The organism is Arthrobacter sp. B055-34, assembly GCF_059090425.1.
In genome coordinates this window covers 127,777-150,108 of the sequence record NZ_JBNHFQ010000010.1, presented here as the reverse complement: position 1 = coordinate 150,108, position 22,332 = coordinate 127,777, and the positions used below count along the sequence as shown (strand labels likewise).

The following is a 22,332-nucleotide window of genomic DNA, read 5'->3' as shown; positions in this document are numbered from 1 at the left end:
GAAACCCTTTCCCTGGTAACACGATGACTTTGACAGAAGGAACGCAACGATGAGCGACGAAGAGACTCCGGACCTCCCCGAGGGTGTTGCCGGGGACGTCCCGTTGGAAGGCGATATTCTGACGGACCGGGTCGAGCAGGTCGACCTGCAGACCGAAATGCAGCGGTCGTACCTGGACTACGCCATGGCGGTCATCGTCGGGCGTGCTCTGCCGGACGTCCGGGACGGGCTCAAGCCGGTCCACCGCCGCGTGCTGTACGCGATGTTCGACGGCGGTTACCGTCCGGACCGCTCCTTCAACAAGTGCGCGCGTGTGGTCGGCGAGGTCATGGGCCAGTACCACCCGCACGGCGACTCCGCCATCTACGATGCGTTGGTGCGCCTGATCCAGGACTGGACCATGCGTTATCCCCTCGCACTGGGGCAGGGGAACTTCGGATCCCCGGGTAACGACGGCGCCGCGGCCCCGCGGTACACCGAGACCAAAATGGCCCCGCTCGCCATGGAGATGGTGCGCGACATTGACGAGGAAACCGTCGATTTCCAGGACAACTACGACGGCAAGAACCAGGAACCAACCATCCTGCCGTCGCGTTTTCCCAACCTGCTGGTTAACGGCTCGTCCGGCATCGCCGTCGGTATGGCCACCAACATCCCGCCGCACAACCTGCGTGAAGTCGCCGACGGTGTGCAGTGGTACCTGCAAAACCCTACGGCTTCCCGCGAGGAATTGCTGGAAGCACTCATTCAGCGCATCAAGGGCCCGGATTTCCCGACCGGTGCACAGATCCTGGGACACAGGGGCATTGAAGATGCCTACCGGACCGGCCGCGGATCTATTCCGATGCGCGCCGTGGTCAACGTGGAAGAAATCCAGAACCGCACCTGCCTGGTGGTGACGGAACTTCCCTATCAGGCCAATCCGGACAACCTTGCGATCAAAATTGCCGACCTGGTCAAGGACGGCAAGATCAGCGGCATCGCCGACCTGCGCGATGAGACCTCCGGCCGCACCGGCCAGCGCCTGGTGATTGTGCTCAAGCGCGATGCCGTCGCCAAGGTGGTGCTGAACAACCTGTACAAGCACACGCAGCTGCAGGAGAATTTCGCGGCAAATATGCTGGCGATCGTCGACGGCGTCCCGCGCACGCTGACGCTCGATGCGTTTATCCGGCATTGGGTCGCCCACCAGTTGGAAGTGATCGTCCGACGGACACGCTACCGGCTGCGCAAGGCCGAAGAAGAGGCTCATATCCTGCGCGGCATGCTCAAGGCACTCGATGCGCTGGACGAGGTTATCGCGCTCATCCGTGCCTCGGCCACCACGGAGGCAGCGCGCGACGGCCTCATGGGGCTGCTAGATATCGACGAGCTCCAGGCCCGGGCAATCCTCGATATGCAGCTGCGCCGGCTTGCCGCTTTGGAACGCCAGAAAATCCAGGACCGCCATGCCGAACTTGAGCGGATGATCACCGAGTTCAACCGGATTCTCGCGTCCGAGGAAGTCCAGCGCGGGATCGTCAGCGAAGAGTTGCAGGAACTCACCGACAAGTACGGCGATGACCGCCGCACCCAGATCGCTATGGGTTACGACGGCGACATGAGCATGGAAGACCTCATTCCTGAAGAGGAAATGGTGGTCACCATCACCCGCGGCGGCTACGTCAAGCGGACCCGCATCGACAACTACCGTTCGCAGCAGCGCGGCGGCAAGGGCATCAAGGGCGCACAGCTGCGCGGTGACGACGTTGTCGAACACTTCTTTGTCACCACGACGCACCACTGGCTGTTGTTCTTCACCAACCTTGGCCGCGTCTACCGGGCAAAGACCTACGAACTCGCAGAAGCCGGACGGGACGCGAAGGGCCAGCATGTGGCCAACCTGATGGCCTTCCAGCCGGACGAGCACATTGCCCAGGTGCTGGAGCTGCGCGATTACGAGCAGTCCCCCTATCTGGTGCTGGCAACCAAGCGCGGCCTGATCAAGAAAACCCGGCTTGAGGACTATGACACGAACCGGTCGGCCGGCGTCATCGCCATCAACCTGCGCGACGAAGACGAACTGGTTTCTGCACAGCTTGTTTCCGAGACGGATGACCTGATGCTTGTGTCCCGCAAGGGCCAGTCCCTGCGCTTCACCGCCACGGACGAGGCCCTGCGCCCGATGGGCCGCGCAACGTCCGGTGTGACTGGAATGAAGTTCCGCGAAGAAGACGAGCTGCTGACGGCCGACGTCGTCACGGATAACTCATTTGTCTTCATTGTCACCGAGGGCGGCTACGCCAAGCGGACGAGCGTTGAGGAATATCGGGTACAGGGACGCGGTGGCCTGGGCATTAAGGTCGGCAAGTATGCCGAGGACCGCGGAAACCTGGTTGGCGCGTTTGTCGTCCAGGAAGAGGACGAGGTCCTGGTCGTCATGGCCAGTGGAAAGGTAGTCCGTTCCTCGGTCACCGGCGTGCCTGCCAAGGGGCGGGACACCATGGGCGTTATCTTTGCCAAACCGGACAAGAAGGACCGCATCATCGCCGTCGCCAAGAACTCCGAACGGGGCCTGGGCGCCGGTCTGGAGGAAGAGGCCGGGAATGATGAGGCTGAGGTTCCAGATGAGGCTGTCGAAGCAGCGGAATCTGCGCAGCAGCCTGCTGATGAAGTACCGTTGAATGCAGACCAAATGCCATCGGTTGCCGACGAGGCAGCAGAGGCGCCGGAAAACGGAGGTAACGAGTGAGCACACCCAATACGCCCCGGCCGGGTACCCGGCCGGCTAATGCACCGCGCGTAGGGGCTCCTCGCAACCCGCCGGCGAAGCCATCGCAGCGCCCGTCGGGCGGGACAGGGCAAAAGCCGGCGGCGGGAGCCCGCTCAAGCGGAAATTCCGGCGCACGTCCTGCCGGCACGCGTCCGGCGGGCCAGGCAGCACGCCCCGGGTTGGTCCGTCCGGCGCCCAAGGCCAAGGCCCGCCGCGCACGCCTGCTTGTGAGCAAGGTGGACCCCTGGTCGGTACTGAAGATGGCATTCCTGCTCTCCGTGGCGCTGGGCATCGTAACCGTTGTCGCGTCCATCGTCTTGTGGACCACGCTGGACATCACCGGCATCTTCGACCGCGTCAATGACCTCCTGACGGAAATCGCCGGTAGCGAGGGCGGAGCCTTCGACCTGCGGGCCTATGCCTCGCTGGGCCAGGTGGCGTCGTTTGCGACCATCATCGCGGTAGTCAACGTCGTCCTCCTGACGGCGCTGGCGATGCTTTCGGCCGTGCTCTACAACATCTCTGCCACTCTGGTCGGCGGCATCGGCGTTACCCTTACCGACGACTGAGACCGTTACGGAACAGCCCTCCTCGACCACGGATATCCGTCGGTGGAGGAGGGTTTTTCTGTACCGCAGACGCGTTCCGCAGGCATCGTGCGGCCCGATTTGGAGTTGCGTCGCGATGTGCTGTAAAGTCATATTTCGGCCCGACGGGGCAAGGGGGCGTATAGCTCAGGCGGTTAGAGCGCTTCGCTGATAACGAAGAGGTCCCAGGTTCAAGTCCTGGTACGCCCACGGAAAACTGTTCCGACTTATGGAGGACACTGTGAAGAAGTTGCTGGTTCTGGCAGCTGCAGTCGCAGGTGCGGTCGTCTACAAGAAGTGGCAGGAATCCGAAGCGGAGAAATCCGCGTGGAGCAAGTCAACCGACAAGGTTGATTAGTTCCGAAGCCCGCTAGGTTATACTGGTGAGGTTCCTTTCGGGGGCATGGCGCAATTGGTAGCGCACCTGCTTTGCAAGCAGGGGGTTAGGGGTTCGAGTCCCCTTGCCTCCACCGAATAGAAAGATCCCGGTCCATCAGGACCGGGATCTTTTGCATGTACGCCATGTTGAAGGACAACTGGGAGTTTGCCGCCTGCACACCTTACGGTGAGGACGTGACTTTCTTCCTCGCTGCGCTGGGTGTTCTTGGCGTCGCCGCTTCAGGCCCCATCATGGCTGCCACGCCCGCACCTGCGCTGGCCATTGCGTTTTGGCGCAACTTCCTTGGCGGCCTAGTCATGGGTGTGCCCGCTGGCCTTACGCGGCGACAGGAATTCAGCCGGCTAACGACGTCGGACGTGAAGTGGTGTGCCGTTGCCGGCCTTGCGCTGGCCCTCCATTTCGCCTGTTTCATCACGGCACTGCAGATGACCTCCGTTGCTGCTGCTACCGCCCTGGTATGTCTCCAATCTGCCTGGATCGCTGTTTTCAACCTGTTGCAGGGCATCCGCACCGCTTCGCAGGTACTGGTAGGCCTGGGGCTGGCCCTTGGCGGCGTCGTCGTGATTTCCGGATTCGATCTGCAGCTTTCCGCTGAGGCCATCACAGGAGACGTCCTTGCGGTCATCGGCGGGGCCATGGCAGCCATTTACACGATCGCCGGAGGCAAAGTGCGCCGGACACTCTCGACCGGGACCTACACCACCCTGTGCTACGGGATCTGTTCGGGCGTTCTGCTGGTAATGTGCCTCGTGTCCGGGCAGTCCCTTGTGGCGTTCCCACCGGAAGCGTGGATTGGCATTCTGGCCGTGACTGCTGTCGCCCAGCTGATGGGACACACCGTCTTCAATTACCTGCTCGCCACTTTGAGTCCTCTGGTGGTCTCCATGATCATCCTGCTGGAGATTCCTGGCGCAGCCATTTTGGCAGCCGTGTTCCTGCAGGAGGCTCTGCCCTGGGGTACATACCTCGGCCTGGCCCTCATTATGGCGGGACTTGCCGTCGTCGTTCTGTTCCAGAACCGATCCGGGCACGGCCGCCTGAGACGAGGCGCGGCCGCTTCCCTCCGGCCTTCGGCACCGCCGCCGGAATGATTAGATGCCGCCGCGCGGGACCATCTGTTTCGTGCGGGCCTGATGGACCCTGCGCAGGATTTTGGCCGGATAGTAGACACTCATGAAGATCAGCGTGGGGACCCTCAGCACCCGGCGTTTGATCTTGTGGTTCTTATAGGTCCGGTCGAACCGCGTTACGTAATACCGATAGTCCTTGGGTGAATCCTCCAGCCGGCGGGCGGACATCCCGCTGATCATTTCGGGAACGTACAGGATGCGCAATGCATGCTCGGCAAGGTGGACGGAGATATCAATATCCTCATGCATCTCGTCTTCTTCGTCGAGGCACACTTCATTGCGGACGATCTCCCAAGCTCCCCTGCGGATGGCCATGTTGGAGCCGAATAGAAAGTGGTACTGCTTCTTCGCCAGCTTCAGCACAAACCTGCGCATCCGGTCGTCGGCTTGGAGGCCGAAGCGGCGCAACGGCATGTCGTAGTAGAGCACCGGGCCGGTGGCGGCCATGACTTCAGGATCCAGAAAGGCCTTTTGGAGGTGTTCCACCCAGTCCGGTTCCAGGATGGAGTCGGCATCGATTCGTCCCAGCACTTCGCCGGTGGCATGGTCCAGGCCGAAGTTACGGGTCGGGATAAGGCCTTGTGCCTGGTCCTGGGAGAGCAGCATGAGGGGCGCGTCCGGATATTCGTCCTGCATCTGCCGCACGAGTTCGACGGTCCGATCGGTGGATTTGTTGTCCACAACGATGATTTCGGCAGGAGGTGCGGACTGGGATATGGCCGCGAAAAGACACTGTCGAATCACCGACTCTTCGTTGAAGGCGGGAATTACAATCGAAACGCTCGGCTTCGCTGTCTGCATGGGACTGAATCTATCAGCATCAATGCGGATTTATCCGGAGTAAAAAATGAGGTCCCCGCCGGAGCAGGGACCTCATTCACCATCTGTGGAAGATGCGTTATTTGTTGCTATCCTTAGCCGCATCCTGGGCTGCCGAATTGGCGACCCGTGCTGCGCCCTCCGCGGCGGAGGTCGTCTTGGCTGCCGAGGCATCGGCAGCGTTCTTGGCGGCCTCGGCGGACTGATCCACTGAATCCTTGGCAGCTTCGGCGGCTTTGTCCGTGTCTGCCTTTGCCGCTGTGGCAGCGTGCTTAGCGGTACCGGAAGCGCTTGCTGCGGCGTCGGCATTTTTATCAGCCAACGTTGCAGAAGCGGCCGCGGCAGCTTGCTTTCCTGTGTCTGCCGCTTCGGCTGTTGATGCAGTGGGAGCGGCCGAAGTGTTGGGAACCGGAGTTGGGGTCGGAGTGACCGGAGTCTTCCAAGGATCTTCAACCGGCCGGGAGGCCCGCCATGCGGCGACACCGGCAGCCGCAGCCGCACCGATAACGCCGGCAATGAGCCAGCCCTTGCCCTTGCCTGACTTCTGCTGCTTCTTCAGTTCCTTCGCAGCTTCCTTGGCGGATGCAGCAGCCGCCTTCTGGGCCTTGCGGATCATTCTCTTCGACCCCACGACCTGTACCGCAGCGGACTTGTCGAGGGATCGCGAAAGGTTCTCCCCCGCACTGCCGACCCGCTGGGACAAAGTCGGAATGTACTCGCCGACGACCTTGTCACGTGCATGGGTGATGGTGGGGGTTGCCTTGTCCAGGGTCCCCTGGATGCGTGGAGTAGCCTCATCGACAATCTGGGCGATCTTCGGCGCAATTCTGTCCAGCTCTGCCTGAATCTTGGGAGTCACTGTTGAGACCCCCTGTGACAGGTCATGAGCGGCGCGCTGAATGCCCTCCTGGATTCTGGGAGAAGCTGTTCCGATGCCCTTTTCGATACGTGGCACCGCCCAGTTCAACGCAGCCTCTACCCGAGGAGTGGCCCAATCACGGGCACTTTCCACACCGACGGTGACGGTGCCCTCTAGATCACGGGCTAAACGTTCGGTTTTCTTCACTACTACCTCCCGGAGATGGTGACGGTCCACACTCAGACTACTTCGTGCCTGCGACAAGGTGCTATGCCGGTCCCTGAATAACAGGGATTTTCACTGAACGCGGAACCGGGCGCAGCTGGCAATTTCCTTGCGGTCGCGTGGAAGAATGGCTCTATGACTGCTATTCCTACAGCTAAAGCAACCATTCACACCAACCACGGCGACATCGTGGTCAACCTCTTCGGCAACCATGCCCCGAAGACGGTCAAGAATTTCATCGGTCTCGCCACGGGCGACATCACCTGGAAGCACCCGGCGACCGGCGAAGAAACGAACGCTCCCCTTTACGACGGCGTCATCTTCCACCGCATTATTAAGGACTTCATGCTGCAGGGCGGAGATCCGCTCGGACAGGGTGTAGGCGGCCCGGGCTACCAGTTCGACGACGAGATCAACCCCGATCTGGACTTCACCGAGCCCTACAAGCTGGCGATGGCCAATGCCGGCCTCCAGGGTGGCCGCGGCACGAACGGCTCGCAGTTCTTCATTACGACGACCCCCACCACTTGGCTGCAAGGCAAGCACACCATCTTCGGCGACGTGACCGATGAATCCTCGCGCGCGGTTGTGGACAAACTAAACACTGTGGCTACGGACATGCGGGACAAGCCGCTGGAAGACGTTGTCATCAACAACATCACGGTCGAACAGCTCTAAGACCCCAATCATCCCCGTCCGGCCGAGTCCGGGCGGGGACGTTTTTCTTAACCAGCTTTCCTCCAGGAGACGCCCCTCATGTCCTATGGGATGCCGGCGCAACAGCCGCAATCCGAAGTTCCCGTCTGTCCGCGCCATCCGGACCGGATCTCCTATGTCCGGTGCCAGCGCTGCGGGCGACCGACTTGCCCCGAGTGCCAGCGGACGGCTGCGGTCGGCATCCAGTGTGTGGACTGTGTCAGGGAACAGGGTCGTAACCTCCCGACCCAGCGCACGCTTTATGGAGGAGCGGTGACAACCGGTAAGCCGGTGGTAACGCTAACCATCATCGGGCTTTGTGTTGCGATCTATATTCTGCAGTGGGTGTTGCCCGGCGTTATTCAGGCGAATCTTGTTTATGCTCCGCTTTACACCGCCCAGATCCCTGGACTGCCCTTCGAACCGTGGCGAATGATCACTGCAGGCTTCCTGCATTCAACGGGTCTCCTTCTGCATATCGCGTTTAACATGTATGCGCTCTGGATCTTCGGCCAACACCTCGAACCGTTGCTGGGACGTCTGAAGTTCGTGGCGCTGTATCTTCTATCGATCTGGGGCGGATCGGTCGCTGTGCTCCTGCTCGGCGAAATAAACCAAGGCGTCGTAGGCGCCTCCGGCGGCGTCTTCGGTCTTTTCACAACCCTGTTGATCGTGCAGCTGCAGCGCAAACAGGACGTCCGCGGCATTCTGGTGCTGATCGGCATCAATATTGCCATCAGCTTCTTCCCTGGCATCTCGTGGCAGGCACACATCGGCGGCATGGTTACCGGTGCGCTGGCTGCTGCCGCCATTGCCTTCGTTCCTCGAGGCGGGAGCCAGCAGCGGTTGCAATGGGCGGGTCTTGCTGGCATTGCGGTATTGCTGGTCGTCCTGACGTGGATCGGGTCATCACTGGTCACGTTGCCCCAATAATCTATAGGCCCCGGGGCCGGTACTGCTGCAACCGCGGCGGTGCCGGCCCTTCACGTTTAACCGCGTTTGCGGCTTTTATAGCCGTGCTCGGACCTGTGGAAATATCCCGGCGAGCTGGGCCGAGCCGGGCAGCAGATCTTCCTTCAGAGCGCCGACCAAGTTGTTCACAGTTGTGCACAGAGTTTTCCACAGGAGTGCATAACTTCCTCGCTTGAGTCCGCTTAAATTCTGCGATCCCTGTCGTAGCAGTTTCCACAGGTGTGGAATTACATGTGTGTAAGTTATCCCCGTTGTGCATAACCTCTGTGGATAACTCGTCTGGGGGCACAAACCAACAGTAGAACATATTATCGAATGGGTATCCCCACCGGAGTGTGGGAACTGTGGATAACTTTTCGCGCCCCAACATGAGCCGTAGGTCCGCTCGCTAGAGAATGCCGTTCCGTCCCCTCAAGCGGTTAGAGCCGCACAATTGCGCAGTGTCGGTAGAACGACGCAGGTTCATTACCCCGCGCTTCTGCTGTTCTGGACTCAACTAGGGCCCGCCGCCGTCACCCACAGGCCCGCGGAGCGTAGGCCTTGCTGAAAGGCCAATAAGGTGCCCCGCGAGCGAACCGCATTTAGCCACTCGCAGATCCATCGCATAGCCATTTTCACATCTTCACAGTGGTTATCCACAGGAGTTATGCACAGAGTGGATAACTTACACCCCTGTGATTAAGAGGAAGTCGCGGGTTCGCAGTGGCGGAACGGCACCAACTATGGAGGTACCAAAGCAAAGTTTCCCCCAAAGTTATGCACTCCTGTGGATAACTCCGTGCACAACTTGTGCAAACTACAAATTTTGGTACTTTTCGAACGCGAGCCACAAGCAATCAAGCCTCACCCTCGTGCGAGACTCACCGAATGACAGGCAGTGCATTTGCTGACTCGACGGCCCTCACACTCGCGGGCGGACCGGTACAGCTCCACGCCAGCGGTAAGCCGTGGTCGCCTCCGGTACTGCTGCCGCACCGCGCGATGCTGGACAGTGCCGAGTTGTCCTGGCGCTTTGTCGCTCCGGAACTGGCTAAAGAACACCGCATTTATGACATTGACCTGCCGAAGCACGGCGGTAGCCGATCATGGCAGCAGCCGATCACTGAGGAGCTGTGTGAGTGAGCAGGTCATTGCCGAATTGCTTGACTACCTGGGGCTGCAACGGATTGCCATCGTGGGGACTTCGAAGGGAGCGGGAGTCTCGATCGGCTACGCACTAAATAATCCATGCCCTGTGACGCGCCTTGTTCTGGCGGCTGCGGGCGGCATCGCGTCACGGCGCCGCACGCAGCTTCGCGTGTGGCTGGTAATCAATCTGTCCTTTGTGCCAACCACAGCCGCTGGATATTTTGCCCGTACGCCTAGGGCCGTTAGAAAATCGCTTGCCGCCTCCCGCACGGCGGGCGCCGACACCCCTGGCTTTGACACCATTCTCCGCCTGGCAACCGCGGAAGCCGACGCAAAGTACAGGCACAGGGAGAGAGTCCTCGACGACTGGCAGCTCGGCGCCTATGGGCCATTCAGGATGCGTCTTGATTTCCTACCCCGCTTGGGGGATCTGGACGTTCCAACGCTGTGGTTACTCGGCCAGAAGGATGAACTGATGGGCGCTGGAGAAATACAGGCTGCCGCTGCGCCATCCGGAGGAAGACTGGAAACCGTCCCGGATGCCCGGCGTTTGGCCACACTCGACCAACGGCAATATTTTGCCGGCCTGGCCGGGAGATTTCTCGATGATTTGTGAGCCGGTAGAGGCGGGCAGGAACGGAAGTCACAGTTGCCGGCACGCCGGCCGGAATGGCGAAACACTAGCGGCTGGGCCACAAATTGCGAAATATTGAGAAATTTTTGGGAAACATGCCCGCTGCTGTGGTGCGCCATCCGGTAACGTAATGAAACCAGTGTCGGCTCGACCAGCCGAAACTAAGACGGTCGCCGACAGGCCAGGCGACGTTGAGCAAGATTTGCCGTGTAATACCGCCACCGGCGTCGCCGCGCACAGCCCGACGGCCCGCCGGTAGAGGATCCGCCTCCTGTATGCATGTGCTGTGATGCCCGACCACCATGCGTTCTTCCGGACCGCCGGATGCTCAGAAAAGGACATACAAGTGACTGCTGAAACCGTGAACTCGACGCCAATCGAGCTGACAACCGAAGAGATTTTCGCTGCCCATGAGGGCGGCAAGCTCTCGGTCGGACTGACCGCACCGCTCAACGACAAGCGCGATCTCTCCATCGCCTACACCCCGGGTGTGGCCCAGGTCAGCCGTGCCATCCACGCCGAGCCGGAACTGGCCCAAAAGTACACCTGGGCTTCCCGTCTGGTCGCAGTCGTCAGCGACGGCACGGCCGTCCTCGGGCTCGGCGACATCGGTGCCAGCGCGTCCCTGCCGGTGATGGAAGGCAAGGCGGCACTGTTCCAGAAGTTCGCCGGCCTAAATTCCATTCCGCTGGTCATCGAATCCACCGATGTTGACGAGATCGTTGAAACCGTGGTCCGGCTGCGTTCGAGCTTCGGCGCCGTCAACCTCGAGGACATTTCCGCACCCCGCTGCTTCGAGATCGAAGAACGCCTCATCGAAGCCTTGGACATGCCGGTGATGCATGACGACCAGCACGGCACCGCCGTCGTTGTTCTGGCGGCCCTGACCAACGCCGCCAAGGTCGTCCAGCGCGAGCTCTCGTCCCTGAAGGTTGTCGTTTCCGGAGCCGGCGCGGCAGGCATCGCCGTGGCCGAGATCCTGATGACCGCCGGTATCCCGGATGTGACCATCCTCGATTCCAAGGGCATCATCCATTCGGGCCGCCAGGACCTGTCCGGGATCAAGGCCACCTACGCCGAGCGCACCAATCCGCGCGGGACCACCGGCGGTAGCGCGGAAGCGCTCGAAGGCGCCGACGTGTTCGTCGGAGTTTCGGCCGGAACGATTCCCGAAGAGCACCTCGCCGGGATGTCCGAGGACGCCATCGTCTTCGCACTGTCCAACCCGGACCCGGAGGTGCATCCCGAGATCGCCCGCCGGTACGCCAAGGTCGTGGCCACCGGGCGCAGCGACTTCCCGAACCAGATCAACAACGTGCTGGCCTTCCCCGGTATCTTCCGCGGGGCCCTCGATTCCGGTGCGAAGAAGATCACCCCGGAAATGAAGGTAGCCGCCGCCCAGGCCATCGCCGACATCGCTGCCAGCGACCTCAGCGCCGACTACATCGTCCCCAGCCCGCTGGATCCGCGGGTAGCCCCCGCGGTCACGGCGGCGGTGAGCGCCGTCGCCGAGGCGAGCAAGGCGTAACAAAACTCAAAAAGCAGCGGCCGCCGGAAATTATCTCCGGCGGCCGCTGCTTTTAACTCGCGGTCTGGAAAGGTTTTACGAACGCCACTTGGTGGTCATCAGGAAGCCTGCGATGGCGATGCCGAAACCGATCATGATGTTCCACGAGCCGGCCGCGGCGATCGGCCACTGCGCCTCGGTGATGTAGAAAACGATGATCCACAGCAAGCCGATGATCATCAGGCCGAACATCACCGGCTTGAACCACACCGGGTTCGGCTTGTACTCGGGCGCCGCCGTCGTCTGCGGCCTGCGTTCGCTTCTTTTGCGGGGCTTCGACTCTGGCATGGGTCCTCCTTCACCGGCCTGGAGCATCAGCGGAAACCGGCGGTTGTCATCAGTAGCGGACATTCTCTGCCGACTATAGAAGGTATTCTGCTTGAGAGACCTTTAATCAGCATGTTCTAGCTGTTTAGTCTACTAATACTGTTCTGCGGTTGTGACCACGCCGCTCCTGCCGGGAGTGCGCGGCCGCAACACCAACCTGGAGGTGCCGTGGCGGACGCTGTGGATTCTGCTGTGCCGGGCCGCCGGCGACGGCGAAAGGCCAGCGGGCGCAGGTCACCGGTGCAGGTTGTCGTCCAAGTGATCGGCGAGCTGCTGATCACCTTGGGTCTGGTGGCTCTGCTCTTTGTCGGCTGGGAATTATGGTGGACCAATATTGAGTCCAACCAGAAGCAGGAAGAGGCCCTCACCTCGCTCTTCGAGGAATTCGAGCTGCCGGCCACTGCTGCCCCGTCTGCCAGTCCGGAAGCGAATAGCGCGGAAGAAAACAACGACGACGCCGAGCCGCCGGTGCTGGACAAGCCCGAATACGGCGAGACGTTCGCCGTCGTCTATGTGCCGCGCTTCGGCGAGGACCATGCCCGGCCGGTAACCAGCGGCGTCGGGGTTGATGTGCTGGACTCGCTGGGCCTTGGCCATTACCCGGGTACCCAGATGCCGGGCGAGGTGGGGAACTTCGCGGTTGCCGGACACCGGCAGACCCACGGGCAGGTACTGGACCTGATCCATACCCTGGTCCCCGGCGACAAGATCTATGTGCAGACCAAGGACGGCTACTACACGTACACCTTCCGCAACAACCATATTGTGATGCCGGACCGCGTGGACGTCATTGCTCCGGTACCCACCAAGCCCGAGGCCGAACCGACGGAACGGTATCTGACTATGACCGCGTGTAACCCACGGTTCGGTGCCACGGAACGCATCATTGCCTACGCCGTGATGGAGAGCTGGCAGCCTATGTCGGATGGACCGCCGGCTGAGATCGCCGAGCGCGTGGCCGAGTACGCCGCCGCTCCGGCAGGAAGCGGGAGCTGAGTATGTACGGCTGGATTTTCCGCCATTTGCCCGGGCCGCTCTGGATGCGGATCATTGTATCCATCCTGTTGATCGCCGGGGCGGTCCTGCTGCTTTTGCAGTTTGTCTTCCCCTGGCTTTCGCAATTCAACCCGCTCACCGATTCCACGATTGGCACGATCGAATAATCATGACCACCATTCCCCGTATCCTGGTTGTCGATAACTACGACAGCTTTGTCTACACCCTCGTGGGCTACCTGCAGCAGCTTGGAGCCGAGACGACCGTTGTCAGGAACGACGACGTGACACTGGCCGAAGCAATCGAGCTGGCCGGAGCACGGGACGGTGTGCTGGTCTCCCCCGGGCCCGGCAACCCTGCCGAGGCGGGAGTTTGCGTGGAGCTGATCCGCTGGTGCGGCGAGAACAGCAAACCGATGCTCGGCGTCTGCCTGGGCCATCAGGCGCTGGCCGAGGCCTACGGCGGCGTGGTGACCCATGCAGCGGAGCTGATGCACGGCAAGACGTCCCAGGTACTGCACCGCGGCCAGAACGTCTTTGCAGGCGTCCCTAGCCCTTTCACCGCCACGCGCTACCACTCGCTGGCTGCGGTCCGGGAAACCATTCCCGCGCAGCTCGAGATCACCGCCGAAACCGAGGGCGGGGTCATCATGGGCCTGGCGCACCGCGAAGCCCCGCTGTGGGGCGTCCAGTTCCACCCGGAGTCCGTTCTAACCGAGGGCGGCTACCTCATGCTGGGCAACTGGCTGGAATCGCTGGGCATGGAAGGCGCAGCGCAGCGCGCAGCGACCCTGAGCCCGCTGATCACCAAGTAGCGTTACCCGGCTGCCTCCTAGAGGAACGGAAGGTCCGAGCCGTCCTCAGCGCGGCTGTTGCTGTCGTCGCGGGCATCGTTGCCGCTGTCGTCCCGGCCGCCGTCGTTATTTCCCCGGCCGCGGTCATCGCCGTTACTGTTGCCGTTGTTGTCATCCGAATCCGTCGGCGGGTCCGTGGGCTCTGGTTCCGTCGGCTCGGGAGCCGGCTCCGGCGCGACTGCGACCGTAATGACGATCTCGGTGCCCTGGGGGACGTTGCTGCCGGCAGCGTGGCTCTGAGCGGTCACGGTGCCGGGTTCGACAACCTCGTTTTCCACCTGCTCCACCCGGTAGGGCAGCGCGACGGCGGGGTCATCCTGGAGCAGGCTGATGGCCTCTTCCTCCGTCTTGTCGAGGAGTGCCGGGACGGTCACCAGGCCATTCGAAATCACCAGGTCCACCGTGGAATCGGTGCGGACCTTTTCGCCGGCCTTGGGATCCGTAGCGATGACATTCCCGCTCGGAATTACGGCACTGTTGGCCGAGACGTTCTCCCCCGGTACCAGACCGAGCTGGCGAAGCTTGTCCCGCACTTCCCCTTCCGTGCGGCCGCTGAAGTCCTCCGGGATAGTGACGAACTCCTTACCCTGCGAGACGTAGACGATGACCTCGCTGTCCGGCAGGGCCGCCGTGCCGCCCTCGGGGTCAGTGCTGATAACTTCGCCTTCAGGCACTTCATCGCTGAACCTGGGCTCGATCTGCGGTACCAAGCCGTGGTTGAAGATGGTGTTGGAAGCCTCCGTCTGCTCCATGCCGGCCACCGGAGGTACAGGGACCATGTCAGGCTCAGCGTTGCGCAGGTAGTTGAAGAGGTAAAAACCACCGCCAGCAAGCAGGAGCACCAGTGCGATCACCAGCACCGTTGTCCAAGCGCGTCGCCGGGTACGGCGGCTCGTATCGACTTCTTCGGATTCGTTGCCGACCTGCAGCGCCATCGGGATGGCGGCCGTGTGGGGCGATGCATTGATGGGGCCGGTTTGGTCCAGCCCATCGGTGTCGTATTGCTCGTCGGGAGATTCGCCGGCTTCGGGCGTGCTGGGGCCGTTACTGCCCGGTGTCCCTACCGGTACGGGGAAAGGAGCGGCGGTGAAGGCAGCAGTCGGAGCGCTCTGCGCGGGCATCGCTTCGGTCTGGGCCTCGTCGGCAGCGACCATGATGCCTTCTTGGGCGCTCTGGAGGGCCGCGCTGAAGGAGGCTGCGTCCTGGAAACGGTCTGTTTTGTCTTTCTGCAGTGCGCGTGCCAACACTGAATCCAAGGCGGGAGTGACGTCCCGGTTGAAGCTGCTGGGCGGTTCCGGGAGTTCCCTGACATGCTGGTAGGCCACGGAAACCGGGCTGTCCCCGATGAACGGAGGTCGGCTGGCCAGCATTTCATACAACAGGCAGGCGGCAGAATACAGATCGCTGCGGGCGTCTACCGTTTCGCCGCGTGCCTGCTCCGGCGAGAGGTACTGGGCGGTACCGAGGACGGCCTGGGTCTGCGTCATCGTCGCAGCGGAATCCGCGAGGGCACGGGCGATGCCGAAGTCCATGACCTTCACATGGTCGTCTGGTGTCACCATGACGTTCGCGGGTTTGATATCCCGGTGCACTATGCCGGAGCGGTGGCTGTACTGCAGAGCTGCCAGCACGCCCAGGGCATAATCGATCGACTTTTCGATTGTCAGTTCGCCGGACCGGATCAGGTCCCGGAGGGTGCGGCCGCGGACGTACTCCATGACGATGAAGGGTGCTTTGACATCATGGGCGGCCGAGCCGGGGAGCTCCTGCTCGCCCGTGTCGTAGACGGCGACGATAGCCGGATGGTTCAGCCCGGCGACGGCCTGCGCTTCCCGGCGGAAACGCGACTGGAACGAGGGGTCGCGGGCCAGATCAGGGCGCAACTGTTTGATCGCCACAGTGCGTCCCAGACGAACGTCACGACCGAGGTGCACATCGGCCATGCCGCCACGGCCAATGAGCTCACCTACCTCGTAACGTCCGTTCAGGACCAGGGGCGCTTCCACTGGGTACTTACCTTCCATGTTCCAGTCCGCAACTGTTCACAACGCTTACCCCTCCCCGTCCGGGACGGTTGTCGGCAGGGTGAGCGTTTCTTCCGGCTCCTGGGTTTGTTCGGGACCGGAAGAGACGATGTAGGTGACGGTGGAGCCCTCCGGGACGGCAGTGCCCGGCGGCGGGTCCATGCTGATCACGGTGCCTGCGGGAGCGTCGTTCGGCTCCTCGCCTCCGTTCTGCGGATTCAGGCCGAGCTGCAGGAGGGACTCGCGCACCTGCTGCTCCGGCTGGCCTGAGAGGCCGCCCGGAATATCGACGGTGCCGGGACCCTCGGAATAACTCACCGTGATGGTCGCACCTGGTTCCACCGAGCCGGACGGGCTGATATCGGTCACCAGGCCCTCCTGGACGTCGCTTTGCACCGGATCGCCGACGACGCCGAAGCCGTCGTTCTCGAGTTGCGCACGGACCTCGTCGAAGGGGCGGCCCTGGAAACTCGACGCTACGAGCTGGACGGTATCCGGCGTCGAGGGTGCCTGCGTGGTGGTCGGTGCGTCTGGGGTCTGGGCGGGTGCGGTCTCGGTGGCTTCCGTAGTGGTGGCAGTAGCCGACCGGCTGGTTGTCGACGACGTCGCGGCCGGAGGCGGCGTGGACTCGTCATTCGTTGCGGTAAGCATGGGGACCAGCCAGGCACCGAGGACTGCGAAGAGGATCAGCGCGATCAATCCGATCAGCGGCCAGGTCCAGGGACTGCGTCGCTTACGCGTCTCCTGTGGCGGCACTCCGCCGTCGTCGTCAATATCAGTTTCGGTCCAGGCACGCTCGGCGCCCACGCCGCCAGCCGCGGCAGCCCCTGCAGCAGCGCCGGCGGCAGCACCGCCGGCGGCAGCACCGCCGACGGCAGCACCGCCGACGGCAGGAAGCTGGGAAGTACCGGCATCAACGGCCCGGGTAGGAGCCGTGCCTGCGGAAGGGACCGGGGCGGTAACGGCGCTGGTTGCCGCGTCGCCGCCGTCGAAAAGGAGCATGCCGGGAACGGCGGCCTCGGCCGCGCGGATATTGCCGGCGCGGATGGCCTCGGCTGCCTCGGCAAGTTTTTCGGCCGTGGCGGGACGGTCGGCGGGATCCTTGGCCAGCATGGACATCAGCAGCGCGCGGATGGGGCGCGGCAGGTTTTCCTGCAGCGGCGGCGGCGTGTCATTGACCTGGGCCAGGGCAATGGCAATCTGGGACTCCCCGGAGAACGGGCGCGAGCCGGAGAGGCATTCGTAGCCGATCACGCCCAGCGAATAAATGTCGCTCTGGCCGGTGGCGGTCTGGCCGGTGGCCTGTTCCGGAGCGAGATACTGTGCCGTACCCATGACCTGGCCGGTAGCTGTCAGCGGAACCTGGTCGGCGAGCCGGGCGATGCCGAAGTCGGTGATCTTGACCCGGCGGTCCGGTGTGATCAGCAGGTTTCCGGGCTTGATGTCGCGGTGCACGAGGCCCTGGGCGTGTGCGACGGCGAGGGCACGTGCGGTCTGCGCGATCAGTGACAGGGTACGGTCCGGCGAGAGCACGCGTTCGCGCTCGATGATCGTGGACAGCGGCTGGCCGGGAACCAGCTCCATGACCAGATACGCGGAGCCCTCCTCTTCGCCGTAATCGAACACGTTGGCGATGCCCACATGGTTCAACAGTGCTGTGTGGCGTGCTTCGGCCCGGAAGCGGTTCAGGAAGCCCGGGTCACCGGTGTACTCCTCTTTGAGGATTTTGACGGCGACAATGCGGCCAAGGACCTTGTCCTGTGCCTTCCAGACTTCACCCATGCCGCCAATGGCGATACGTTCGGTGAGCTGGTATCTGCCGCCTAAGGTGATACCCGATGTAGGCCTCACTTATTTAACACCGCCTCTAGGAGTTTCTGAGCGTTCGGACTAGTCAGTTGGGAACCGGTGGCCAGGTTCACGTCTTCAATGACGATGCTGACTACTGCTTCCGGGTCATCGGCGGGAGCGAACCCGGTGAACCAGGAGTTATTGCCCTCGCTGCCGGCCATCAGCTCGGCGGTTCCGGTTTTACCGGCAACCTCGACGCCGGGAATGGCGGCTCCGTTGGCAATGCCACGGTCCACGGCGTTGACCATCCACTGCTGGATGAGCTCAGCGTTCTCCGCGGACAGGGAACGCTGCAGTTCCTCGGGTTCCGGGCTGTCAAGCACCCGCAGATCGGGAGCACGGACTGTGCGCACAAGATTCGGCTTCATCAGGACGCCGTCATTGGCAATGGCAGCGCTCACCATAGCGACCTGGAGCGGAGTCACGCGGACGTCGTACTGGCCGATCGCGGCCTGGGCCAGCAGATCATCGCTCATGCCGGTGGGGAACTGGCTGGCGGTGACGGGAATCGGAATCTTGTAGGCTTCGCCGAAGCCGAACTTCTGAGCCTGCTCGGCAATCGCCTCCTCGCCGAGGTCCATGGCGATCTGTGCGAACGGCGTGTTGCAGGACTGTTCCAGAGCGAAGGAGAAATCAACGGTGGTGCGGGCCGCACAGCCGCCGTTGACAAAGTTCGGCAGGGAGATATTGGTCCCGGGCAGGGGCAGTTCGGCCGGGTTGTCCAGTTCGCTGTCCGCGTCGTATTCGCCGGACTCGAGGGCGGCTGCGGTGTCGACCAGTTTGAAGACCGAGCCCGGTGCCAGGAGGCTCTGGGTGGCCGGATTGGTGAACGGCGAGAGACCGGCCACTTCCTCCAACTCGGCCATGTTCGACGTGACTTCGTCGGTGTTATGTCCCGCCAGTAGGTTGGGGTCGAAACTGGGCTTGGAGGCCATGGCCAGGATGTTTCCCGTATCCGGTTCCATCACCACGATCGAACCCTTCATTCCGTCGGGGATCATGTCGAAGGCCATCTGCTGAAGCTCCGGATCCAGCGTCAGTTCCACCGAAGCACCTTCTACCTGGGACCCGGAGAACAGTTGCAGAATGCGGTCATAGAAGAAGTCGTTGCTGTTGCCCGACAGCTCCTCGTTCATGGCTGCTTCCATTTGCGTGGCGCTGTAGACCAGCGAATAGAACCCGGTGATGGGTGCATAGAGCTCGGGCTCGTTGTAGACGCGCTGGTACTCGAACTCGTCGTCTGACGGAACCGACTCCACAATGGGATCTCCGCCGACCAGAATGGCGCCGCGGTTCTTATCGAAGTTCTTGTACAGCGTGCGGCTGTTCCAGTCATTGGCATTGAGGTCGTCGGCCTCAAAGAACTGCACCACGGTCAGGGAGCCGAAGAGCAACGCGAACATGGCTATCGCGACTACCCACGTATTTCTGATGGCCTGGTTCATGGCTTCTTCACCTCCACGGTGCGGTGCGGATCCTGCTTCTTGGCGGGCTTGCTGCCCAAGGCTTTGATGCGCGCGAGTCCCCCTTGCGGCGGCCGGCCGCTGCTGATCGGACCGGTCATGGCGGGCCGTCGGGCGGCGTCGGAAATCAGCAGCAGCAGCGCGATGATCAACCAGTTGGCGAGCAGGGATGAGCCGCCGGCCGCCATAAAGGGTGTGGTCAAGCCGGTCAGCGGGATCAAGCGGGTCACGCCGCCGATGACGACAAAGCACTGCAGCGCCAATGTGAAGGACAAGCCTGTAGCGAGCAGTTTGCCGAAGGAATCACGGGTGCCGAGGGCGGCGCGGATACCGCGGCTGACTAGCAACACGTAAAGCATGACAATGGCCGACAAACCGATGAGGCCGAGCTCTTCACCCATCGCGGCAATGATCATGTCGCTGTTGGCGAAGGTAACGAGGTCCGGCCGTCCCTGGCCTAATCCGGTTCCGGTCAAACCGCCGCTGGCCAGACCGAACAGGCCTTGGACAATTTGGTGGCTGCCGCCGATGCGGTTGTAGACCTCCGGGTCAAATGCGTTGAGCCAGCCGTCGATCCGGGCGGTCACATGCGGGAAGAGCTTGAAGGCGACAAATCCGCCGAACGCGATCATGACCAGGCCGATCAGGATCCAGCTGACGCGGCTGGTGGCAATGTAGATCATCGCCATGAACAGTCCGAAGAAAAGGATGGAGGAGCCGAGATCCCGCTGGAAAATCAAAACGCCGATGCTGACCAGCCAGGCGACCAGCATGGGGCCCATGTCTTTCCAGCGCGGCAGCTGCAGGGGGCCCAGCTTCTTGCCCGCCAGCAGAATCAGATCCCGGTTGGTGGATAGATACCCGGCGAAGAATATAGCCAGGGTGATCTTCGCAATTTCACCTGGCTGAAAGGTGGCGAACCCGAGGTTGATCCAGATCCGCGCGCCGTTCAGCTCCATGCCGATGCCGGGCAGGAGCGGAAGCATCAGCAGGACGGCGCTGACGATGAGCGAAATGTAGGTAAAGCGGCGCAGGACGCGGTGGTCGCGGAGCAGCCAGATCACAGCGATGAGTACACCGATGGCCATGCCCGTCCACAGCAACTGGCGGTTGGCGGCCTGATCTCCGGTTGCGATATCGATCCGGTGGATCATGGCCAGACCGAGGCCGTTCATCGCGGTCACGACGGGAAGTATGATCGGATCGGCATATTTCGCCCGGATGCGCAGCACTATATGCACGGCGAAGACTAGGAAGATGAGCGTGGACCCCTGGACGAAGAAATCCGAGTCAAGGGCCTGGTCCTGGTCCAGTCCGACGAGGAAGTTCGCGCCTACGCCGACGGCGAGGGCAAGGATCAGCAGCAGCAACTCAACGTTGCGGCGGGGCTTGGCGACGGTCGTGATGTCACTCAACGGGACCACCTAGGCATTCGGGCGGAATGGTCGGCGTCGGCTGGGGTGTAGAGGTCCCGCCGGCGGCGGAAGCGGTTGGCCTGGCCGTCGACTCCGCTGCCTCCGGCGACGGGGACGCCGTCGGGGACGCGGACTCAGTGGGCGAGGAGGTCGACCTCTCGCCGCCCGGCGAAGGCGTTGGTGTGGGCGCGGGATCAGGACAGTTCCGGCGGCTGGTGACCCGCAGGCTTTCCACGATTTCTTCGGCATGTTCCAGATCCCGTGCCGGAATGCTGGAGTTCAGCCGCTGCTGCTGGTACACGGGCAGACTCTCCAGCCGGATGTTGTAGGCGGTGTCCAGATGGGACAACTCGATGGGACCGATGTTCTGCGAGACCCCATTATAGATCGCGACCCGGCCCTCATACTGGCTGACGAAATACTGGGTCTGGGTCCAGAGGTAGCCGAACCACAGCACTGCCACCAGGAGTATGGACATCACGGCGAGGAAAGCAGGCACAATCCAGCCGCGCCGTAGGGACTCCTCCGGTTCATCGTCGGCCGGGCTTTCGGCCGAAGGCGCCTTGTGGGTGAGCAGCGCGGCAGCGCGGCGCTGGGTGGAGTGCTGGGTGACGATCGGGATCTGGCCGGTCTCCGTGGCAAGGGCAGCGGCACCTACGAGTACGTGCGGCCGGGTCGAGAGTTCGCGGCGGATCAAGTCCGCCCGTACCGCGCCGATCGGATTGCCGGATAGGTCTACGGCGTCCGCCGCATCATCGGCGACCGACGCGGCTGCGGCCGTGCCGTCGTCGTTATTTTGGCGGCCGGCGGAGGCGGTGGCGGCGGGAACGGCAGCAGCATCATCGATCAGGGCGTCGTCGGGCTCCGGCCGAGTATTCAACCGGACTGCTGCGGCGGCCAGATCTGCTTCGGTCGCTTCCGCTACTTCGACCATGACAACGGTGACATTGTCCGGGGCACCGCCCTCGAGCGTGAGCTCCACGAGCCTGTCCACCGTGTCCTGGAGCGAATCCGAATAGCGGACGGCATCCTCAATAACGTGGTCCGGGACGACGGCGTCGAGGCCGTCCGAGGACAGCAGCCACTTCTCGCCGGCCTCGGCCGGGTGCGAGGCCAAATCCAGTTCCGGGCTGGCGTCCACATCGCCGAGAACCCGCATCAGGACATTGCGGTGCGGGTGCACCTCCGCCTCTTCGGGGCGCAGCCGGCCCTCATCGATCAGCCGCTGGACGAAGGTATGGTCGATGCTGACCTGTTCAAAGGTGCCGTTTTTCAGCCGGTAGGCGCGCGAGTCCCCGATGTGCGCGAACTCGAGCCGGTCATCGTGGAGCAGCAGCGCCGTGACCGTGGTGCCCATGCCGGCCAGCTTGGGGCTGGTCTGCACCAGCTCGGAGAGGATGGAGTTGGCGGTCTGGATTTCGTCGGCGAGGACGTTGGCGGGGTCCTCGTGGTCGCTGCGGTCCAGATGGACCAGGTCCAGGACCGTCGAAGCGGAGGCGACATCGCCGCCCGCGTGTCCGCCCATGCCATCTGCCACAACAGCCAGATGGTGCCCGGCGTAGGCGGAATCGTCATTCTTGGAACGGGACTTGCCTACATCCGACCGCGCCGCGTAGCGCAGGATCAATGCCATG

20 protein-coding genes and 2 tRNA genes are annotated in these 22,332 nt (G+C 62.5%); 14 read left to right on the top strand and 8 right to left on the bottom strand.

Annotated elements, in window-relative coordinates; translation table 11 throughout:
* The first annotated feature begins 49 nt into the window (after window positions 1–49).
* From gyrA to AC5RWO_RS18095, 6 genes are all read left to right on the top strand, one after another.
* Entirely contained in the window at window positions 50–2,731 is a 2,682-nt protein-coding gene (gyrA, locus tag AC5RWO_RS18120) for a DNA gyrase subunit A (RefSeq protein WP_498732890.1), read from the top strand.
* Window positions 2,728–3,321, top strand: a complete 594-nt coding sequence (locus AC5RWO_RS18115) for a DUF3566 domain-containing protein (protein WP_498637216.1) — start codon at window positions 2,728–2,730, stop codon at window positions 3,319–3,321. The genes gyrA and AC5RWO_RS18115 overlap by 4 nt, the downstream gene beginning before the upstream one ends.
* A 154-nt stretch (window positions 3,322–3,475) precedes the next feature.
* Window positions 3,476–3,549, top strand: a tRNA-Ile gene (locus AC5RWO_RS18110).
* A gap of 31 nt (window positions 3,550–3,580) precedes the next feature.
* The gene (locus AC5RWO_RS18105) at window positions 3,581–3,697 is read left to right on the top strand and encodes a DLW-39 family protein (RefSeq protein ID WP_211482295.1); all 117 of its coding nucleotides are present in this window, start codon (window positions 3,581–3,583) and stop codon (window positions 3,695–3,697) included.
* A 39-nt stretch (window positions 3,698–3,736) separates the two neighbouring features.
* A tRNA-Ala gene (locus AC5RWO_RS18100) sits at window positions 3,737–3,809 on the top strand.
* Between the two features lie 103 nt (window positions 3,810–3,912).
* Complete coding sequence (locus AC5RWO_RS18095) at window positions 3,913–4,830, top strand: DMT family transporter (RefSeq protein WP_498732928.1); 918 nt, start codon at window positions 3,913–3,915, stop codon at window positions 4,828–4,830.
* On the opposite strand, the gene AC5RWO_RS18090 is transcribed toward AC5RWO_RS18095, so the two are convergent.
* Both AC5RWO_RS18090 and AC5RWO_RS18085 read right to left on the bottom strand, forming a co-directional pair.
* Entirely contained in the window at window positions 4,831–5,670 is an 840-nt protein-coding gene (locus tag AC5RWO_RS18090; RefSeq protein ID WP_498732889.1) for a glycosyltransferase family 2 protein, read from the bottom strand.
* A 97-nt stretch (window positions 5,671–5,767) separates the two neighbouring features.
* Window positions 5,768–6,547, bottom strand: a complete 780-nt coding sequence (locus tag AC5RWO_RS18085) for a hypothetical protein (RefSeq protein ID WP_498732888.1) — start codon at window positions 6,545–6,547, stop codon at window positions 5,768–5,770.
* A gap of 360 nt (window positions 6,548–6,907) precedes the next feature.
* On the opposite strand from AC5RWO_RS18085, the gene AC5RWO_RS18080 reads away from it, so the two are divergent.
* The 5 genes from AC5RWO_RS18080 (at window position 6,908) to AC5RWO_RS18060 (ending at window position 11,730) form a co-directional block, all read left to right on the top strand.
* A complete protein-coding gene (locus tag AC5RWO_RS18080; RefSeq protein WP_498732887.1) occupies window positions 6,908–7,450 on the top strand; it encodes a peptidylprolyl isomerase in 543 nt (180 codons plus the stop codon).
* Window positions 7,451–7,741: 291 nt separating this feature from the next.
* Window positions 7,742–8,401 carry a rhomboid family intramembrane serine protease gene (locus tag AC5RWO_RS18075; RefSeq protein ID WP_498732886.1) on the top strand — a complete coding sequence of 220 codons (660 nt, stop codon included), beginning with the start codon at window positions 7,742–7,744 and terminating at the stop codon, window positions 8,399–8,401.
* A 906-nt stretch (window positions 8,402–9,307) separates the two neighbouring features.
* Window positions 9,308–9,562: an alpha/beta fold hydrolase gene (locus AC5RWO_RS18070; protein ID WP_498732885.1), complete on the top strand. Its 255-nt coding sequence runs from the start codon at window positions 9,308–9,310 to the stop codon at window positions 9,560–9,562.
* Window positions 9,555–10,184 carry an alpha/beta fold hydrolase gene (locus tag AC5RWO_RS18065; protein WP_498732884.1) on the top strand — a complete coding sequence of 210 codons (630 nt, stop codon included), beginning with the start codon at window positions 9,555–9,557 and terminating at the stop codon, window positions 10,182–10,184. Before AC5RWO_RS18070 ends, AC5RWO_RS18065 begins: the two co-directional genes overlap by 8 nt.
* A 364-nt stretch (window positions 10,185–10,548) precedes the next feature.
* Window positions 10,549–11,730, top strand: a complete 1,182-nt coding sequence (locus AC5RWO_RS18060) for an NAD(P)-dependent malic enzyme (protein WP_498732883.1) — start codon at window positions 10,549–10,551, stop codon at window positions 11,728–11,730.
* A 75-nt stretch (window positions 11,731–11,805) separates the two neighbouring features.
* On the opposite strand, the gene AC5RWO_RS18055 is transcribed toward AC5RWO_RS18060, so the two are convergent.
* A complete protein-coding gene (locus tag AC5RWO_RS18055) occupies window positions 11,806–12,057 on the bottom strand; it encodes a cell division protein CrgA (protein WP_074703149.1) in 252 nt (83 codons plus the stop codon).
* Between the two features lie 207 nt (window positions 12,058–12,264).
* Here AC5RWO_RS18055 and AC5RWO_RS18050 point away from each other — a divergent pair, with 207 nt between their 5' ends.
* From AC5RWO_RS18050 to AC5RWO_RS18040, 3 genes are read left to right on the top strand one after another with little or no spacing between them, the layout of a single operon-like run.
* Window positions 12,265–13,092, top strand: a complete 828-nt coding sequence (locus tag AC5RWO_RS18050) for a class E sortase (protein ID WP_498732882.1) — start codon at window positions 12,265–12,267, stop codon at window positions 13,090–13,092.
* Between the two features lie 2 nt (window positions 13,093–13,094).
* Window positions 13,095–13,259, top strand: coding sequence for a hypothetical protein (locus tag AC5RWO_RS18045; protein WP_498732881.1), 165 nt, complete (start codon window positions 13,095–13,097; stop codon window positions 13,257–13,259).
* A 2-nt stretch (window positions 13,260–13,261) separates the two neighbouring features.
* Complete coding sequence (locus tag AC5RWO_RS18040) at window positions 13,262–13,906, top strand: aminodeoxychorismate/anthranilate synthase component II (protein WP_498732880.1); 645 nt, start codon at window positions 13,262–13,264, stop codon at window positions 13,904–13,906.
* 17 nt (window positions 13,907–13,923) lie between these two features.
* On the opposite strand, the gene pknB is transcribed toward AC5RWO_RS18040, so the two are convergent.
* The 5 genes from pknB to AC5RWO_RS18015 are packed head-to-tail and all read right to left on the bottom strand — an operon-like array spanning window position 13,924 to window position 22,331.
* Entirely contained in the window at window positions 13,924–15,969 is a 2,046-nt protein-coding gene (pknB, locus tag AC5RWO_RS18035) for a Stk1 family PASTA domain-containing Ser/Thr kinase (protein WP_498732879.1), read from the bottom strand.
* A gap of 27 nt (window positions 15,970–15,996) precedes the next feature.
* A complete protein-coding gene (locus tag AC5RWO_RS18030; RefSeq protein ID WP_498732878.1) occupies window positions 15,997–17,820 on the bottom strand; it encodes a protein kinase domain-containing protein in 1,824 nt (607 codons plus the stop codon).
* Entirely contained in the window at window positions 17,817–19,265 is a 1,449-nt protein-coding gene (locus AC5RWO_RS18025; protein ID WP_498732877.1) for a peptidoglycan D,D-transpeptidase FtsI family protein, read from the bottom strand. Before AC5RWO_RS18025 ends, AC5RWO_RS18030 begins: the two co-directional genes overlap by 4 nt.
* Window positions 19,262–20,698, bottom strand: a complete 1,437-nt coding sequence (locus tag AC5RWO_RS18020; RefSeq protein ID WP_498732876.1) for an FtsW/RodA/SpoVE family cell cycle protein — start codon at window positions 20,696–20,698, stop codon at window positions 19,262–19,264. Before AC5RWO_RS18020 ends, AC5RWO_RS18025 begins: the two co-directional genes overlap by 4 nt.
* On the bottom strand, window positions 20,691–22,331 hold the full coding sequence (locus tag AC5RWO_RS18015; RefSeq protein ID WP_498732875.1) for a PP2C family protein-serine/threonine phosphatase: 1,641 nt from the start codon (window positions 22,329–22,331) through the stop codon (window positions 20,691–20,693). The genes AC5RWO_RS18020 and AC5RWO_RS18015 overlap by 8 nt, the downstream gene beginning before the upstream one ends.
* Window position 22,332: the final 1 nt, after the last annotated feature.

What these genes read in the sequence shown, in the direction of transcription:
- gyrA (WP_498732890.1), top strand. Translation starts at nt 50, where the DNA reads ATGAGCGACGAAGAGACTCCGGACCTCCCCGAGGGTGTTGCCGGGGAC.
- AC5RWO_RS18090 (WP_498732889.1), bottom strand. Translation starts at nt 5,670, where the DNA reads ATGCAGACAGCGAAGCCGAGCGTTTCGATTGTAATTCCCGCCTTCAAC.
- AC5RWO_RS18080 (WP_498732887.1), top strand. Translation starts at nt 6,908, where the DNA reads ATGACTGCTATTCCTACAGCTAAAGCAACCATTCACACCAACCACGGC.
- AC5RWO_RS18070 (WP_498732885.1), top strand. Translation starts at nt 9,308, where the DNA reads ATGACAGGCAGTGCATTTGCTGACTCGACGGCCCTCACACTCGCGGGC.
- AC5RWO_RS18055 (WP_074703149.1), bottom strand. Translation starts at nt 12,057, where the DNA reads ATGCCAGAGTCGAAGCCCCGCAAAAGAAGCGAACGCAGGCCGCAGACG.
- AC5RWO_RS18045 (WP_498732881.1), top strand. Translation starts at nt 13,095, where the DNA reads ATGTACGGCTGGATTTTCCGCCATTTGCCCGGGCCGCTCTGGATGCGG.
- AC5RWO_RS18040 (WP_498732880.1), top strand. Translation starts at nt 13,262, where the DNA reads ATGACCACCATTCCCCGTATCCTGGTTGTCGATAACTACGACAGCTTT.
- pknB (WP_498732879.1), bottom strand. Translation starts at nt 15,969, where the DNA reads ATGGAAGGTAAGTACCCAGTGGAAGCGCCCCTGGTCCTGAACGGACGT.
- AC5RWO_RS18025 (WP_498732877.1), bottom strand. Translation starts at nt 19,265, where the DNA reads ATGAACCAGGCCATCAGAAATACGTGGGTAGTCGCGATAGCCATGTTC.
- AC5RWO_RS18015 (WP_498732875.1), bottom strand. Translation starts at nt 22,331, where the DNA reads ATGGCATTGATCCTGCGCTACGCGGCGCGGTCGGATGTAGGCAAGTCC.